This is a genomic window from Ensifer meliloti, assembly GCF_030064585.1.
In the GTDB taxonomy this organism is placed as follows: domain Bacteria; phylum Pseudomonadota; class Alphaproteobacteria; order Rhizobiales; family Rhizobiaceae; genus Sinorhizobium; species Sinorhizobium meliloti.
The window spans coordinates 2,431,713-2,447,192 of sequence record NZ_CP120365.1 but is presented as its reverse complement, the minus strand read 5'-3'; the positions used below and the strand labels follow the sequence as shown (position 1 = coordinate 2,447,192).

Sequence of the window (15,480 nt, the reverse complement as noted above, 5' to 3'; positions counted from 1 at the left end):
CCTCCCGATTTCAGGATACCATCGCCGCCCAGTCCGGCTCGACGGATGAGCCGAGGCCGACGGACCGCAAGACGGTGGAAAAAGTGACTTCGCCGCCCCGGATCGCCAGCCGCGCCCGCCCGGAACCGCTTTCGTAGAGATCGCCATGATGGGCGAGATAGGCGGCCTGCTCCGCCGCCGGGGCGCCGGCCATGCCGTCGACATAGTGGTGGCCGTTGCGTTCGACGTGGCCGGCGCCGACAAGCCCTGCCAGCACGAGGTCCTGCTGGAGCGCCAGGCCCGACTGCGTCGTCAGGTCCTCGGCGGACATGAAATAGCGCGCGGCCCCGGCCTCGGCGTTCCACATCTCCACGCGAGCGCGGTTGACGAGTGCCCGGTAGAAGCCTTTGCAGGACTTCGAGGAGATGCCGGCATAACCGAGCGCGCGGGCACGGAGAAATGCGCCGATATCGCCATCGGACTCGTCGATTTCGAGCGGCATCCGCCGGGCTACCTCCGTGACCGGCCTCGACAGCGCCTCGGCGCGAGCGATCGGCTGCTCGAAGAAGAGCGCCGAGGCGCGCAATTTTTCGAGACGCGGCTCTTCGGCGATCCGGTCGAGAAGATCGGCAACGGCATCGGCATTTTCGAACTGCTCGTTGCCGTCGAGCGTCACCCTATACGCATCGACGCGCTGGTCGAGGACCGCGGCGATGGCGAGCAGACGCCGGGTGTCCTCGGCCGGGCGTCCCGAAACCTTGATCTTGAAATAACGATGGCCATAGGCGGCGATCACCTCTTCCAGAGTCTGAGGCAGTCCGTCCTCCAGCCGCTGCCCGGGCGCTAGATCGGCCGCCGTCAACGCGTCGGCAAGGCCGATCGTATGGCGAACGGCCAGCCTCGGGCCGGGTTCGAGGCGCGAAAGGAACCGCGCAAGGTCGAAGCCTTCCAGATCGGGCGCGGTGGCGCCGGTGATGCCCGGCAGGTTGGCTCTGACCGCCCCGGCGGCGCTTGCTCCGGTCATGCGGCACAGCGCATCGAGGATGGCGCGGTCAAGAAGCGCCAGGCCGTAGGAGGCGACAAGGGCTGGCAGACCATGCCCGGCTGCCGCCCGGTGGTGATCACCCTCGGCAGCCGCATGCAGGCCAAAGGGGGTCTGCGCCTGCAGCGATGTCAGTCCTTCGATCGCCAGCCGCAAGGAGGCACGAAGCTGCTCGACATTATCCTCCGGCGAAAGGCCCGGGTTCTTGTCGAACCATTTCGGCATCATCATCTCGGCCGACCAGCCGATGGCGGACCGGCCGCGCGCATCCTCGACCCGCACCCGGACGAAGGCCTGCGGCGCGGTCGCAACGCGCGCCGATCCGAAGCGGAAGGGGAAACGGAATTCGACCGGCCGCTCGAAAACCTCCGCTTCGGCCAGCCTGACGCGCGGGGCTTCCGTCATCGCAAAGGCCTCACTCGACGCCGTGCACGGCGAGCACGCGCCGCATGCGCGCGGTCGCAAGCTCCGGATCGGCGAGGGCCCCGGCCTTGTCCGCCAGGCGGAAAAGCTCGGCGAGATGGACGAGCGATCGGGCGCTCTGCTGCCCGCCGATCATGACGAAATGGTCCTGTAGACCGTTCAGATAGGCGAGGAAGACGACGCCGGTCTTGTAGAAACGCGTCGGGGCCTTGAAGATGTGGCGCGACAGCGGCACCGTCGGCTCCAGCAATTCGAAGAATTCGCCGTTCCGCCCGCTACCCAGCGCTTCCAGCGCCGCCGAAGCCACCGGCGCGATAGCGTCGAAGATGCCGAGCAGCGCGTCCGAATGCCCTTCCTCGTCGCCGGCGATGAGCTCGGCATAATTGAAGTCGTCGCCGGTATACATGCGCACGCCTTTCGGCAGTTGCCGCCGCATCACGATCTCCTTCTCCTTGGAAAGGAGCGAAATCTTGATGCCGTCGACCTTGGCGGCGTGCGCCTCGAGGACGTCGAGGCAGGTCTTCATCGCCGCCATGTGGTCGGCATTGCCCCAATAGCCTTCGAGCGCCGGATCGAACATCTCGCCGAGCCAATGGATGATCACCGGCTCCTTCACCTGCGAGAGAATGCGGTCGTAGACGCGGATATAGTCCTCCGGGCCCTTTGCCGCGGCGGCAAGCGCCCGGCTCGCCATCAGGATGACCCGGCCTCCTTCTGCCTCGATCGCCTCGATCTGGCTCTCATAGGCCGCGAGAATATCGTCGATCGATACGTCCGGCCCCCGCGCCAGATGGTCGGTCCCGGCGCCGCAGGCGATCAGCGCGTCCGGGCGGCCGCGCGCTTCGGCAAGCGAGCGGCGGATGAGTTTGCGCGCTTCCGGCCAGCCGAGGCCCATGCCGCGCTGGGCTGTATCCATCGACTCGGCGACGCCGAGACCGAGATCCCAGAGGCGGTGACGAAAGGCGAGCGTGCGCTCCCAGTCGATCGCCGGCGCCAGCCAGGGATCGTTGTCGGCGAGCGGGTCGGCGACCACATGGGCGGCGGCGAAGGCGACCCTGGAAAAGGCCTTGGCATCGCGGCTGTTGAACGGCACCGGCCGGCCGGTAAGGTCGTAGCGGGCAAGCCTGCCTTCGATTGGAAGATCGATGCTGACCATGGCTCAGAGCTCCAATTCCGGAACGTCGAGCCAGCGGCGCTCCGCCCAGGATTTGAGGCCGAGTTCCGCAAGCTGCACGCCCTTGGCGCCGGCCTCGAGCCCGTAGGGCCAGGGACCGTCCTCCGCCACGTGGCGCAGGAACATTTCCCACTGCGCCTTGAAGCCGTTGTCGAAGGCCTGCGTATCCGGCACCTCGTCCCAGGTCCTGTAGAAATCGATCGTCTGCGGCTGATCGGGATTCCAGACCGGTTTTGGGGTATTGACGCGGTGCTGCGTCCAGCACTTCGTGAGCCCGGCGACAGCGGAACCATGGGTTCCGTCGACCTGAAACGTCACCAGATCGTCGCGCCGCACGCGCACCGCCCAGGAGGAATTGATATGCGCGACGATGCCGCCCTCGAGTTCGAAGGTGGCATAGGCCGCGTCGTCGGTGTCGCAGTCGTAGGCGCGACCCTGTTCGTCGATGCGGCTTGGGATATGGGTCGCGCCGAGGCAGGAGACCGCCTTCACTTCCCCGAAGAGATTGTCGAGCACGTAGCGCCAGTGGCAGAGCATGTCGAGGATGATGCCGCCGCCGTCCTTTTTCCGGTAGTTCCATGAGGGCCGCTGGGCCGGAACGCCCCAATCGCCTTCGAACACCCAGTAGCCGAACTCGCCACGCACCGAGAGTATCTTGCCGAAGAAGCCTGAATCCCTCAGCAGGGCCAGCTTGCGAAGGCCGGGCAGGAACAGCTTGTCCTGAACGACCCCATGCTTGAGCCCGGAGGCGCGCGCCTTCCGCGCCAGTTTGACCGCCGTCTTCAGATCATCGGAGATCGGCTTCTCGCAATAGACGTGCTTGCCGGCGTCGAGCGCGCGGCCGATGAGCTCGGCACGCATCAGCGTCGTGCCGGCATCGAAGAAGATCTGGTCGTTCGGATCGGCAAGCGCCGCGTCGAGATCGGTCGACCAGCGGGCAATATCATGGCGCTTGGCCAATTGCTCCATCTTGTCGCGATTGCGGCCGACGATGATCGGATCGATCTCCAGCCTTTCGCCCGACTGGAGCGTGATCCCGCCCCGATCACGGATGGCCAGGATCGAACGCACCAGGTGTTGGTTGTATCCCATGCGGCCGGTGACACCGTGCAATATTATACCCAAACGCGGCATGCCGTTCCTCCCTGAGAGGCCCGTGAGGGGAAGAACCAGCCCTCCCAAGCCAGTAACTAATCGGTTACTTTGTGGCAGAGGAGAATCACACTTGTCAACAAAAAAAACGACATGTGCCTGGATCAGCGCCGGATCGATGCCAGCGTGACATGGACGATATGGCGCTGCCAGACGTCGAGATTGCTCTTGTCCATGAGGTCGCGGCCGAAGATCGTCGAGAGCGTGTATTGGTTGGAAAGGTAAAAATAGCCGAGGGCGGCGATCGTCAGATAGAGGTTCAGCGGGTCGACATCGGGCCGAAAGAGGCCACCGGCCTTGCCGCGCTGGAGAAGGTCGGAGAGCTTGTCTATGAAGCTCGAATGCAGTTCCTTTAGACGCGTCGACTGACGCAGCCAGCGGGCCCGGTGCAGGTTTTCGGTGCCGAGGAGACTGAGGAACTCCGGATGCTCCAGGAAGTAGCCCCAGGTGAACATGGCGAGCTCGGCAATTCCCTGTTCAGGTTCCAAGTCGCTGAGGTTTAAGGATTTTTCCGCCGTTCTTATGCCGACATAGGCCTCTTCCAGGACCGCGAGATAAAGCTGCTCCTTGTCGCCGAAGTAGTGATAGAGCATGCGCTTGTTGATGCCCGCCCTCTCGGCGATGGCATCGACGCGGGCGCCGCCTATGCCGTTTTCGGCGAACTCCCGGGTCGCAGCGGCGAGGATCGATGCGCGCGTGCGCTCGGGGTCGCGCTGCAGCGTCCGTTCCGCCCGCCCCCCGGACCCGTTCCTCCCCTTCGCTCCGTCTCGCATCTTCTCCATCACACGCAACCTCCGCATCCTCTTGCCTTTAGCGGCATTCGGGTGCAACTTTGTCATAATAATTTACAAGTCAATGATAGTTCCGCACACAACTGCTTGACAGGATCATTGCTTGTCCATAACTTGTAACCAAATAGTTATTTGTTGCAAGAGGCCGGAACGTTGTGGAGGCGTTCCGAAGGGAGGAGGAACAGATGACGCATAAGATCAGCAGGCGAAATGTACTCGCGGGAGGGGCGGCACTTCTTTCGATGTCCGCACTGGCGCCCGCCTTTGCGCAGGAGGCACGGCTGCGGGTGCTCTGGTGGGGTTCGCAGGCCCGTGCCGACCGCACGAACAAGGTCAATCAGCTCTTTCAGGAGCAGAACGCGGGCGTCGCCATCAATGGCGAATTCCTCGGCTGGAGCGACTACTGGCCACGGCTTGCGACCCAGGTCGCCGGGCGCAATGCGCCCGACATCATCCAGATGGACTATCGCTACATCGTCGAATATGCCCGGCGCGGCGCGCTCGCGCCCCTCGACGACTATCTCGGCTCCGTGCTCAAGGTCGAGGATTTCGACCAGGTGCAGATCAAGGGCGGCAGCGTCGAAGGCAAGCTCTACGGCATCAGCCTCGGCGCCAACTCGGCAGCGATGATGGTCAATGCCGCCGCTTTCGAGGAAGCCGGCATTGAACTTCCGACGCCGTCAACGACCTGGGATGAGATGGCGCGAATCGGCGCCGAGATCACCAAGGCAGGCAAGCGCAAGGGCTTCTATGGCCTCTCCGACGGCAGCGCGGTCGAGCCGCTTTTCGAAAACTGGCTGCGCCAGCGCGGCAAGGCACTGTTCACGGCGGACGGCAAGATCGCCTATGATGCGAACGATGCGGCCGAATGGTTCGCCATGTGGCAGAAGATGCGAGAGGACAAGGCCTGTGTCCCGCCGGACATCCAGGCGCTCGACCAGTACAATGTGGAGACGAGCCCGCTGTCGCTCGGCAAGGCGGCCGCTTCCTTCGCGCACTCCAACCAGTTCGTCGCCTACCAGGGCATAAACAAGGACAAGCTGGCGTTGAGAAGCCATCCGCTGATCGGCAAGGATGCGAAGGGCGGCCATTACCGCAAGCCGTCGATGTTCTTCTCGGTTTCGGCCCAGACCAAGGACCCGGAACTCGGCGCCAAATACGTCAACTTCTTCGTCAAGGATCCGAAAGCCGCCGAAATCCTGGGCGTCGAGCGCGGCGTACCGGAATCGGCAGCCGTACGCGAAAAACTGGCGTCGACGCTCGACGAGCTCGGCCGCGCCATGCTCGACTATGTCTCGGGTCTCGGAGCGCTTGCCGGCGATCTGCCGCCGCCGCCGCCCAGCGGTGCCGGCGAGGCGGAATTCGCTCTGCGCAACGTCGCCGAACAGGTCGGCTTCGGTCAGCTCGACGCCAAGCAAGGGGGCGAGACGCTGGTGAACGAGGTCAGCCAGATCCTCGCGCGGGGTTAAGGAGGATGGCGGCCGTGCAGGACACCGCTGTCGCAGTCGGCACGGGCGCGTCTTCGCGCCCGGCCGCACAGGGTCGCCTGGCCAGGATATGGGCAAGCCATGGAGCCGGCTACATGTTCCTGTTGCCATGGCTCATCGGCTTCTTCGGCCTGACGCTCGGGCCCGCCATCGCGTCGCTCTATCTCTCCTTCACGAACTTCGACCTGATCCGCGCGCCGGAATGGATCGGCACCGCCAACTACGCGCGCATCGCGACGGCCGACCCGAAGTTCGCCGCTGCCGTCAAGGTGACGTTTCTCTATGTCGTGCTCTCGGTGCCCTTCAAGCTCGCCTTCGCGCTGCTCGTCGCGATCCTTCTCGACCGCGGCGTCCGGGGGCTCACCGTCTATCGGGCGATCTTCTACCTGCCGTCGCTGCTTGGCGGCAGCGTCGCTATCGCCGTGCTCTGGCGGCAGCTCTTTGCCGGCGACGGCCTGATCAACAGCCTGCTGGCCCAGTTCGGCATCGAGGGGCCGAGCTGGATCTCGCATCCGGACTATTCGATATGGACGCTCGTGGTCTTGAGCGTCTGGCAGTTCGGATCGCCGATGATCATCTTCCTCGCGGGCCTTCGGCAGATCCCGACGGACATGTACGAGGCGGCAAGCCTCGACGGGGCGTCCAAGTTCCGTCAGTTCTACAAGATCACGCTGCCGCTGCTGACGCCGGTCATCTTCTTCAACGCGGTCGTGCAGACGATCGACGCCTTCAAGGCCTTCACCCCCGCCTTCATCATTTCCGGCGGCACCGGCGGCCCGATCAACTCGACGCTGTTCTACACTCTTTACCTCTACCAGGAGGCCTTCGGTAATTTCCGCATGGGCTACGCCTCGGCGCTTGCCTGGATTCTCGTGCTGATCATCGGGCTGTTCACGGCCTTCTCGTTCCTCACCTCTCGCTACTGGGTGCACTACGATGACTGACGCGACCATGAGCTCGGTAACCGCCCCGCCGCCGGTCCCGACGGGCCGCCGCGGCCCTGTCGGATCGTTCCTCGTTCACGCCGCCCTGATCGCCGCCTCGATCGCCATGATCTATCCGCTCCTGTGGATGATCTCGGCCTCGGTCAGGCCGGAGGACGAGATCTTCGCCTCGACGTCGCTTTGGCCCTCCTCGGTGGACTTTTCCTCCTATGTGCGCGGCTGGTTCGGGCTCGACGTCAGCTTCGGGCGGTTCTTCTGGAACTCGCTGGTCATTGCGGTCCTCACCGTCGTCGGCAATGTCGTCGCCTGCTCGCTCGCGGCCTATGCCTTCGCGAGGCTGCGCTTCGCGGGGCGGAATTTCTGGTTCGCGATCATGCTCGGCACGATGATGATCCCCTATCACGTGACGCTCATTCCCCAATATGTGCTCTTCCTCGATCTCGGCTGGGTGAACACCTTCCTGCCGCTGGTGGTCCCGAAGTTCCTCGCCAGCGATGCCTTCTTCATCTTCCTGATGGTGCAGTTCTTCCGCGGAATACCGCGCGAACTGGACGAAGCGGCGATGATGGACGGCTGCGGCGCCTGGCGCATCTACTGGAAGATCATGCTGCCGCTATCGCTTCCCGTTCTGGCGACGGCCGCCATCTTCTCCTTCATCTGGACCTGGGACGATTTCTTCGGGCCGCTGATCTACCTCAACGACATGAACAGCTACACGATCCAGCTCGGCTTGAGGACCTTCGTCGACTCCAGCAGCACCTCCGACTGGGGCGGGCTCTTCGCCATGTCGACGCTCTCGCTCGTGCCGGTGTTCTTCTTCTTCCTCTTCTTCCAGCGCCTTCTGATCGAGGGCATCGCCACAACCGGCATGAAGCGCTGAGCGACGGAGCTTGAAAATCATCATGGACGAACTGCGTTTCGCTGCCGTCGGGCTCAACCACAACCACATCTACGGCCAGGTCAACTGCCTGCTTCGGGCCGGCGCCCGCCTCGCCGGCTTCCACGAGAAGGACGATGCGCTGGCCGCGGAATTTTCCGCCGTCTACGCGGACGCCCGGCGCATCGCGACGGCAGAGGAAATCCTCGAGGACGAGAACATCGGCCTCATCGTCTCGGCCGCCGTTTCGAGCGAGCGCGCGGAACTGGCGATCCGTGCCATGCAGCACGGCAAGGGCGTGCTCGTCGACAAGCCGGGCATGACGAGCTTCGACCAGCTCGCCAAGCTGCGCCGGGTCCAGGCCGAGACGGGCCGCATCTTCTCGATCCTCTATTCGGAGCATTTCGAGAGCCCGGCCACGGTCAAGGCCGGCGAGCTCGTCGCCGCCGGCGCGATCGGCGAGGTGGTGCACATCGTCGGCCTCGGCCCGCACAGGCTGCGCCGCGAGACGCGGCCCGACTGGTTCTTCCGCCGCGCGGACTATGGCGGCATCCTGACCGACATCGCATCGCACCAGTGCGAGCAGTTCCTGTTCTTCACCGGCGTCAACGACGCGACCGTGCTATCGGCAAGCGTCGGCAACCGAAGCGTTCCCGACGCTCCGGAACTGCAGGATACGGGCAGTATCCACCTCTCGACGGGGCGGACCACCGGCATGATTCATGTGAACTGGCTGACCCCGGAGGGAATGCCGACCTGGGGTGACGGCCGGCTCTTCATCGTCGGCACCTCCGGAACGATCGAGGTCCGCAAGACGGTCGATCTCGCCGGCCGCGAAGGCGGCAACCACCTGTTTCTCGCGGACCGCAACGGCGTCGAACATATCGACTGCTCTCGCGTCGACCTGCCCTTCGGGCGCCAGTTCCTCGCCGACATCCGCGACAGGACCGAAACCGCAATGCCGCAGGAGCGCTGCTTCAAGGCCATGGAGCTTGCGCTTCAGGCGCAGGCGATCGCCGAACAGAACGGGGACAGGAACTGACATGAGCGTGAAGACAGTTGCCATCATCGGCTGCGGCATCGGGCGTTCGCACATCGTCGAAGGCTATCAGCCGCACCCGGACAAGTTCCGGGTCCAGGCTCTCTGCGACCTCAACGAGGAGCGGCTGAACGAGGTCGGCGACGAATTCGGCATCGAGCAGCGGACCCGCTCCTTCAACGAACTGCTCGACGACGACAGCATCGACATCATCGACATCTGCACCCCGCCAGGCATCCATCTCGAACAGGTGCTCGCAGCACTTGCCGCCGGCAAGCATGTGATCTGCGAAAAGCCGCTGACCGGATCGCTCGAGGGCGTCGATGCGATCATGGAAGCCGAGAAAGAGGCCCGCGGCGTGCTGATGCCGATCTTCCAGTACCGCTATGGCGACGGCATCGAGAAAGCCAAGCGCATCATCGAGGCGGGCATCGCGGGCAAGCCCTATGTCGGCTCGGTCGAGACGTTCTGGCTGCGCACGCCCGAATATTATTCCGTCCCCTGGCGCGGCAAGTGGGCGACGGAGCTCGGCGGCGTGCTCGTCACCCACGCGCTGCATCTGCACGATATGATGCTGCATCTTCTCGGCCCGGTGGCGCGCGTATTCGGCCGCGTCGCGACCCGGGTCAACGACATCGAGGTCGAGGATTGCGCCTCGGCGAGCCTGCTCATGAAGAACGGCGCCTTCGTTTCGCTTTCCTGTACGCTCGGCTCGCAGGAGCAGATCAGCCGGCTCAGGCTGCATTTCGAGAACGTCACCTTCGAAAGCAGCCACGAACCCTATGCGCCGGGTAAGGATCCGTGGAAGATCATCGCGGCAAATGACGAAGTGCAGGCGCGGATAGACGAAGTGACCGGCGACTGGCGCCCGGTCTCGCCACGCTTTACCACCCAGATGGCGCATTTCCACGATTTCCTGAGCGGCAGGGGACCCCTGCCCGTGACGACGCAGGACGCGCGCCGCGCACTGGAACTGGTCACCGCGATCTATCAATCCGCCGATACCGGCCGCGAAATTGAGTTACCGCTTGGGCCGGACAGCCCGAAATACGCCGATTGGCGTGCGAATACCCGATAAAGGCCGCAGGGAGGGACTTTGACATGGCGACGAGCGTCGTTCTTCAGAAGGTCGAGAAGCGCTACGGCGCGCTCGACGTGATCCACGGCATCGACCTGACCATAGACCCCGGCGAGTTCGCCGTCTTCGTGGGTCCGTCCGGTTGCGGCAAGTCGACGCTGCTCAGAATGATCGCCGGACTGGAGGAGATTTCCGGCGGCACGCTGATGCTCGACAGCGACCGGATGAACGAAGTGGCACCCGCCAGACGCGGCATTGCCATGGTGTTCCAGTCCTATGCGCTCTATCCGCACATGTCGGTCTACAAGAATCTCGCTTTCGGCCTCGAAACGGCCGGCTTCAAGAAGGCCGAAATCGAGCCGAAGGTGCGCCGGGCGGCCGAGATCCTGCAGATCGAAAAGCTGCTCGACCGCAAGCCGAAGGCGCTCTCCGGCGGTCAGCGGCAGCGCGTGGCGATCGGCCGGGCGATCGTGCGCGAGCCGCGCATCTTCCTCTTCGACGAGCCGCTTTCCAACCTCGACGCCGAACTCCGCGTGCAGATGCGCGTCGAGATCTCGAGGCTTCATCGGGACCTCGGCAACACCATGATCTATGTGACGCACGATCAGGTGGAGGCCATGACCATGGCCGACAAGATCGTCGTCCTGAATTCCGGCCGAATCGAGCAGGTGGGCGCACCGCTCGATCTCTACAACAATCCCGTCAACCGCTTCGTCGCCGGCTTCATCGGCAGCCCCAAGATGAATTTCCTCAAGGCGCGGATCGCGGACGTCACCGGAAGCGAGACGGCGATCGAGGTCTGCGGCGGAACGATCCGCCTTCCCCGTCGCCTGAACGGTGCGACACAGGGACAGGACGTCACGTTCGGCATCCGGCCGGAGCATCTTTCCGCGCGCGAGGGCGGTATCGAGCTCGCTACCGTCAATGTCGAGATTGTCGAGAATCTCGGCGGCGAAACCATGCTCTACGGGATCACGCCGGATCGCCAGCAGCTGACCGTCGCGCTGGAGGGGCAGCAGAAGGTCGAGCGCGGCTCCAATCTCGCCGTCCACTTCGACCCGTCGCGCTGCCATGTCTTCGGCGCCGACGGCAGGGCCATGCGATGAAACTGTTCTACAGCCGCAATCCCAATCCGCGTCTTGCCGTCGCGGTGGCACGCCATCTCGCAGCCGAGGTCGAGTTCGAGTTCGCCTCGCCCTTCGCGCCGGGGCAGGCGGAACGGTTTCGGCCGCTCAACCCGAACCTTTCGCTGCCGATACTCGTGGAGGCCGGAAAAAGCCTTTGGGAGGCCGACGCGATCGCCTGCCGGCTTTCACGCGCGATGAAATCGGATTTCTGGCGCATCGGCGACGACGAACCCGACATGGTCCGATGGATCAGCTGGGGCAAGGAAAACTTCGTACGAGCTTGCGACATGGTGCAGTTCGAGCGCGGCACGAAGCAGCGCTATGGGCTCGGCCCGATCGACCAGCAGCTGGTCGAGGAGGGGCTGAGCATGTTCCGTACGGCAGCGGCGATACTCGATATGGAGCTTTCCGGGCGGAACTGGCTGGTCGGAGGCGCCGTGTCCCATGCGGATTTCCGAATGGCGACCTTTCTGCCCTTCAACGATGCCGCCGGGCTGCCGCTTGGCGATTATCCCAACATCTGCCGCTGGAATGACCGGCTCGAGGAGATCGATGCCTGGCGCGATCCCTTCAGGGGACTGGATGCGCCCGAACTGCCGCCTGTCCCGGAGCGCTGATCGGACCGCAGACGCCAGCCTCAAATCCAACGATCGTCGAAGCGGTGGACGGCCACACCCGCCACGGGGCTTCTTGCGACAAAAATGCCGCCGGAGCGGTTTTCCTCGCCGATGCCCGCGGGCCGCAGCGACGTGACGAGAAACGTCTTCAAGTCCGGCCCGGCGAAGCAGGGCATGGTCGGCGCCGGCACCGGAAAGCGGTGCGTCCCGACAAGGCGGCCTTCGGGCGAGAAGCGATTGACGATCCCGGCCGACACGCCGGCGCTCCAGTATTGGGCTTCCACGTCGGTGGCGGCTCCGTCCGGTCGGCCGCTCGCCTCGTCCAGGCTTGCCAGCCGCCTGCGCCCGGAAAGCGCGCCCGTTGCTGGATCGAACTGCCAGCGGTCGATCCAGGCTCCGCGCGAATCCGAGTGAAACAGAAGGGAACCGTCGCCGCTCCAGGCGAGGCCGTTGGAGCAGACCACGCCTTCCACCTTGCGTTCCACCGCGCCCTCGGGCGAGACGCGGTAGAGCGACGCGACGGGGCGGCGGTCGGGCACATCGTGCATCGTCCCCACCCAGAAGGCGCCGTCCGGTCCCACCTTGCCGTCGTTGAGACGCGTATCCGCAATGTCCGGCTCGATCGCGGCGATTTCCCCGGTGACCGCGCCGGCGTCGGGATCGAACAGAACCACGCGATCGCGCTGCGCCAGCACGAGGCGTCCGGAGCGCGCAAGGCCGGTGCTGCAGGCGCCGCCCTCGATGGTCCATTCGACGTGGCCGGCGCCTGAAAGATCGACGCGATGAAGGGCGCTGCGGCCGATATCGACGAAGAACAGGCAGTTCCGGCGCTCATCGAAAACCGGGCTTTCGGCGACGTCGCAGCGCGAATCCAGAAGACACTCAAATGTTAAATCGAAAGACATGTTTCACACCATGGGCCCGGGCCGCTGCCAGGAGAAATGCGTACAGAGGCGCTTAAAGTCCATATTTGAATTCGTTGCCGCAGGTGTTTGCTCTATCATTGCTCTTGCCCTCGCTCAACTTGTAAAATAAAAATACAAGAAACCGGCCGGGAGATTTACATGAAGACGCCCCTTGAAACCGCGATTCTGAAGGCCTGCCGCTCCGCGCGGTGCGCCGCGGCAGCGTGAGCCGGGCTTTCGGCGAGCGCTTGAAGTGGATCGGAGCATGACCGGATCAGAGATCGCCATGGGAGCCGGTGATACGGGCGCGCGATTCCGTCAGATGGTAGCGCATGTAAAGGCGGGCGAGGTCCCGGTTCTGGCCCGAAATGGCAGAGTAGATCTTGCGGTGTTCTTCGAGGACACGGCGGCGGCGATCATCGGAGCCCTGCCGCGTCAGGCCGAGCGCCATGCGCATCGAGCCGCTGAGAATGTCACGCAGTTCTTCCAGAAGCCGCGGGAAAAGCTCGTTTCCCGCGGCTTCTGCCACGGCGTGGTGAAAGGCGAAATCCTCTTCCCAACCGGTTTCGCCGCGCGCGAAGGCGCCTTCCAGCGCCGCCAGCGCCTCGCCGATCTGATTGAGCTGAGCCTTTGTCCGGCGCATCGCGGCAAGCCCCGCGCATTCCGTCTCCAGCGCGAGCCGGGGCTCGAAAGCCCTCAGATAGCTCGCGATCTCGGCCGAAGCGGCGAGACTGGTGAGCTTGTCGGACGGGCGCGATTTCACGAAGGTGCCGATACCCTGGCGCGAAACCACCAGGCCGTCGGCCTGCAGCCGCATCAGCGCCTCCCGCACGACCGGACGGGAAACCTGAAAGTCGCGGCAGATATGCGCTTCGGACGGCAGCTTCGCCCCCTCGGCCATCTGGCCGCTGGCGATCTGCTCGAGAATTTGCCCGTAGAGAACATCGGCAAGCCGCTCCCGCCGCGCCGGTTTCAGTTTCAACGTTACGTCGTTCAAGGGTCTGCCTTCACCTGTCATTTTTCTGTACAGGCGCAATCTAGCCGACCCGCCCGCAAATGCAAAGGAGCGTGCCGATGACCAGGCGCAAGAAGCCGGAGGAATTTCGAAGCTTTCGCTGGTTCGGCGTCAAGGACCTGCGCGCCTTCGGTCACAGGTCCCGCCTCTATCAGATGGGCTACGACCATGCGGAACTCGCAAACAAGCCCGTCATCGCGATCATCAATACCTGGAGCGACATCAATCCGTGCCACGCACATCTCAGGGCTCGGGCAGAGGAGGTCAAGCGCGGCGTCTGGCAGGCGGGCGGCTTTCCGATCGAGCTGCCGGCCATGTCGCTTGCCGAGACCTATGTGAAGCCAACGACGATGCTCTACCGCAATTTCCTGGCCATGGAGGTGGAGGAGCTCATTCGCTCGCATCCGGTCGACGGCGTCGTCCTGCTTGCCGGCTGCGACAAGACCACGCCGGGAACGATCATGGGAGCGATCCAGGTCGACCTGCCGACGATCTTCGTGCCGGCCGGGCCGATGCTGCGCGGCAATTATCGCGGCCGGATGCTGGGTTCGGGATCGGACGTCTGGAAATACTGGGCGGAAAAGGAAGCCGGCCGCGTCACCGAGAACGAATGGAGCGAAATGGAGCGCGGAATCGCCCGCTCCTTCGGCACCTGCATGACCATGGGCACGGCCTCGACCATGACGGCGCTTGCCGACACGCTGGGGCTTTCGCTGCCCGGCGCCTCCGCCATCCCCGCGGCGGATGCCGGTCATGCGCGCATGGCCGCGCTTTCCGGCGCGCGCATCGTCGAGATGGTCTTCGAGGATCTGAAGCCGTCCGACATTCTGACGGCGAAGGCATTCGAGAATGCGCTCGCGGTGCACATGGCGATGGCCGGCTCGACCAATGCGATGATCCATCTTATCGCGATCGCGCGCCGTTGCGGCGTTCCTCTGACGCTCGATGATTTCGATCGCGTATCGGCCGAAGTCCCTGTTCTCTGCAACATCCGGCCGACCGGTGAATTCCTGATGGAGGACTTCTACTATGCCGGCGGCCTGATCGCGCTCTGGAAACAATTGAAGCCGCTCCTGCATACCGGGGAACGCAATGTGATCGGCACGATCGGCGGCGCCCTCGATGAGGCGGAGGTCCATCTGCCGGAGGTGATCCGCCCGCTCGACAGGCCGGTGGCCGCGCGCGGCGGCACGGCCATTCTCAAAGGCAACCTTGCGCCGCAGGGCTGCGTCATGAAACCCGCGGCGGCCGACCCTGCCCTGCTCCAACACCGCGGTCCGGCGCTCGTCTTCGACGATTACGACGCTATGATGAAAGCGGTGAACGACGAGGATCTCGACGTCACAGCCGACACGGTGATGATCCTGCGCAATGCCGGGCCGGTCGGCGGACCGGGCATGCCGGAATGGGGCATGCTGCCGATCCCGAGGAAGCTCCTCAAAGAAGGCGTGCGCGACATGGTGCGCATTTCCGACGCCCGCATGAGCGGCACCAGCTACGGCGCCTGCATCCTCCACGTAGCACCGGAGGCCTATGTCGGCGGCCCGCTGGCAGCGGTCCGCAACGGCGACATCATCGCGCTCGACGTTGCCCGCCGCACGATCACGCTCGAGGTCGATCAGGCGGAGATCGAGCGCCGGCTCGCCGAATGGAGGCCGCCGGAGCGCGATTATTCGAGGGGCTATCTGAAGATGCATGCGGAGAATATCCAGCAGGCGCCGGAAGGCTGCGACTTCACCTTCCTGCAATCGCCCCATAAGCTGCCCGAACCCGAGATTCATTGATCCCGACGACGACTGGTCATTAGACCCGAAATCATCGCGATCCGTG

14 protein-coding genes are annotated in these 15,480 nt (G+C 64.2%); 8 read left to right on the top strand and 6 right to left on the bottom strand.

What is annotated here, in order from left to right; translation table 11 throughout:
* Positions 1 to 10: 10 nt before the first annotated feature.
* The 4 genes from PZL22_RS18660 to PZL22_RS18645 form a co-directional block, all read right to left on the bottom strand.
* Entirely contained in the window at positions 11 to 1,426 is a 1,416-nt protein-coding gene (locus tag PZL22_RS18660; protein ID WP_003532466.1) for an enolase C-terminal domain-like protein, read from the bottom strand.
* A gap of 10 nt (positions 1,427 to 1,436) precedes the next feature.
* Positions 1,437 to 2,600 carry a dihydrodipicolinate synthase family protein gene (locus PZL22_RS18655; protein ID WP_003532467.1) on the bottom strand — a complete coding sequence of 388 codons (1,164 nt, stop codon included), beginning with the start codon at positions 2,598 to 2,600 and terminating at the stop codon, positions 1,437 to 1,439.
* Positions 2,601 to 2,603: 3 nt separating this feature from the next.
* The gene (locus PZL22_RS18650; RefSeq protein WP_003532468.1) at positions 2,604 to 3,752 is read right to left on the bottom strand and encodes a Gfo/Idh/MocA family protein; all 1,149 of its coding nucleotides are present in this window, start codon (positions 3,750 to 3,752) and stop codon (positions 2,604 to 2,606) included.
* Between the two features lie 122 nt (positions 3,753 to 3,874).
* A complete protein-coding gene (locus PZL22_RS18645; protein WP_003532480.1) occupies positions 3,875 to 4,552 on the bottom strand; it encodes a TetR/AcrR family transcriptional regulator in 678 nt (225 codons plus the stop codon).
* A gap of 194 nt (positions 4,553 to 4,746) precedes the next feature.
* Between PZL22_RS18645 and PZL22_RS18640 the strand changes: the two genes are divergently transcribed.
* From PZL22_RS18640 to PZL22_RS18610, 7 genes are read left to right on the top strand one after another with little or no spacing between them, the layout of a single operon-like run.
* Complete coding sequence (locus PZL22_RS18640) at positions 4,747 to 6,030, top strand: ABC transporter substrate-binding protein (RefSeq protein WP_003532482.1); 1,284 nt, start codon at positions 4,747 to 4,749, stop codon at positions 6,028 to 6,030.
* Positions 6,031 to 6,035: 5 nt separating this feature from the next.
* On the top strand, positions 6,036 to 6,992 hold the full coding sequence (locus PZL22_RS18635; RefSeq protein WP_014529984.1) for a carbohydrate ABC transporter permease: 957 nt from the start codon (positions 6,036 to 6,038) through the stop codon (positions 6,990 to 6,992).
* Positions 6,985 to 7,872 carry a carbohydrate ABC transporter permease gene (locus PZL22_RS18630; RefSeq protein WP_003532486.1) on the top strand — a complete coding sequence of 296 codons (888 nt, stop codon included), beginning with the start codon at positions 6,985 to 6,987 and terminating at the stop codon, positions 7,870 to 7,872. Before PZL22_RS18635 ends, PZL22_RS18630 begins: the two co-directional genes overlap by 8 nt.
* A gap of 22 nt (positions 7,873 to 7,894) precedes the next feature.
* On the top strand, positions 7,895 to 8,911 hold the full coding sequence (locus PZL22_RS18625) for a Gfo/Idh/MocA family protein (RefSeq protein ID WP_003532488.1): 1,017 nt from the start codon (positions 7,895 to 7,897) through the stop codon (positions 8,909 to 8,911).
* Position 8,912: 1 nt separating this feature from the next.
* Positions 8,913 to 9,986: a Gfo/Idh/MocA family protein gene (locus tag PZL22_RS18620; protein WP_003532489.1), complete on the top strand. Its 1,074-nt coding sequence runs from the start codon at positions 8,913 to 8,915 to the stop codon at positions 9,984 to 9,986.
* Positions 9,987 to 10,009: 23 nt separating this feature from the next.
* Positions 10,010 to 11,092, top strand: coding sequence for an ABC transporter ATP-binding protein (locus PZL22_RS18615; RefSeq protein ID WP_003532490.1), 1,083 nt, complete (start codon positions 10,010 to 10,012; stop codon positions 11,090 to 11,092).
* On the top strand, positions 11,089 to 11,730 hold the full coding sequence (locus tag PZL22_RS18610; protein ID WP_003532491.1) for a glutathione S-transferase family protein: 642 nt from the start codon (positions 11,089 to 11,091) through the stop codon (positions 11,728 to 11,730). The genes PZL22_RS18615 and PZL22_RS18610 overlap by 4 nt, the downstream gene beginning before the upstream one ends.
* Before the next feature lie 20 nt (positions 11,731 to 11,750).
* Here the strand turns inward: PZL22_RS18610 and PZL22_RS18605 are convergent, their stop codons facing one another.
* Entirely contained in the window at positions 11,751 to 12,635 is an 885-nt protein-coding gene (locus PZL22_RS18605) for an SMP-30/gluconolactonase/LRE family protein (protein WP_284718529.1), read from the bottom strand.
* Positions 12,636 to 12,909: 274 nt separating this feature from the next.
* Positions 12,910 to 13,632: a FadR/GntR family transcriptional regulator gene (locus PZL22_RS18600; protein WP_003532493.1), complete on the bottom strand. Its 723-nt coding sequence runs from the start codon at positions 13,630 to 13,632 to the stop codon at positions 12,910 to 12,912.
* Between the two features lie 77 nt (positions 13,633 to 13,709).
* On the opposite strand from PZL22_RS18600, the gene araD reads away from it, so the two are divergent.
* Positions 13,710 to 15,434 (top strand): L-arabinonate dehydratase, encoded by a 1,725-nt coding sequence (gene araD, locus PZL22_RS18595; protein WP_003532494.1) that lies wholly within the window; start codon positions 13,710 to 13,712, stop codon positions 15,432 to 15,434.
* Positions 15,435 to 15,480 lie beyond the last annotated feature (46 nt).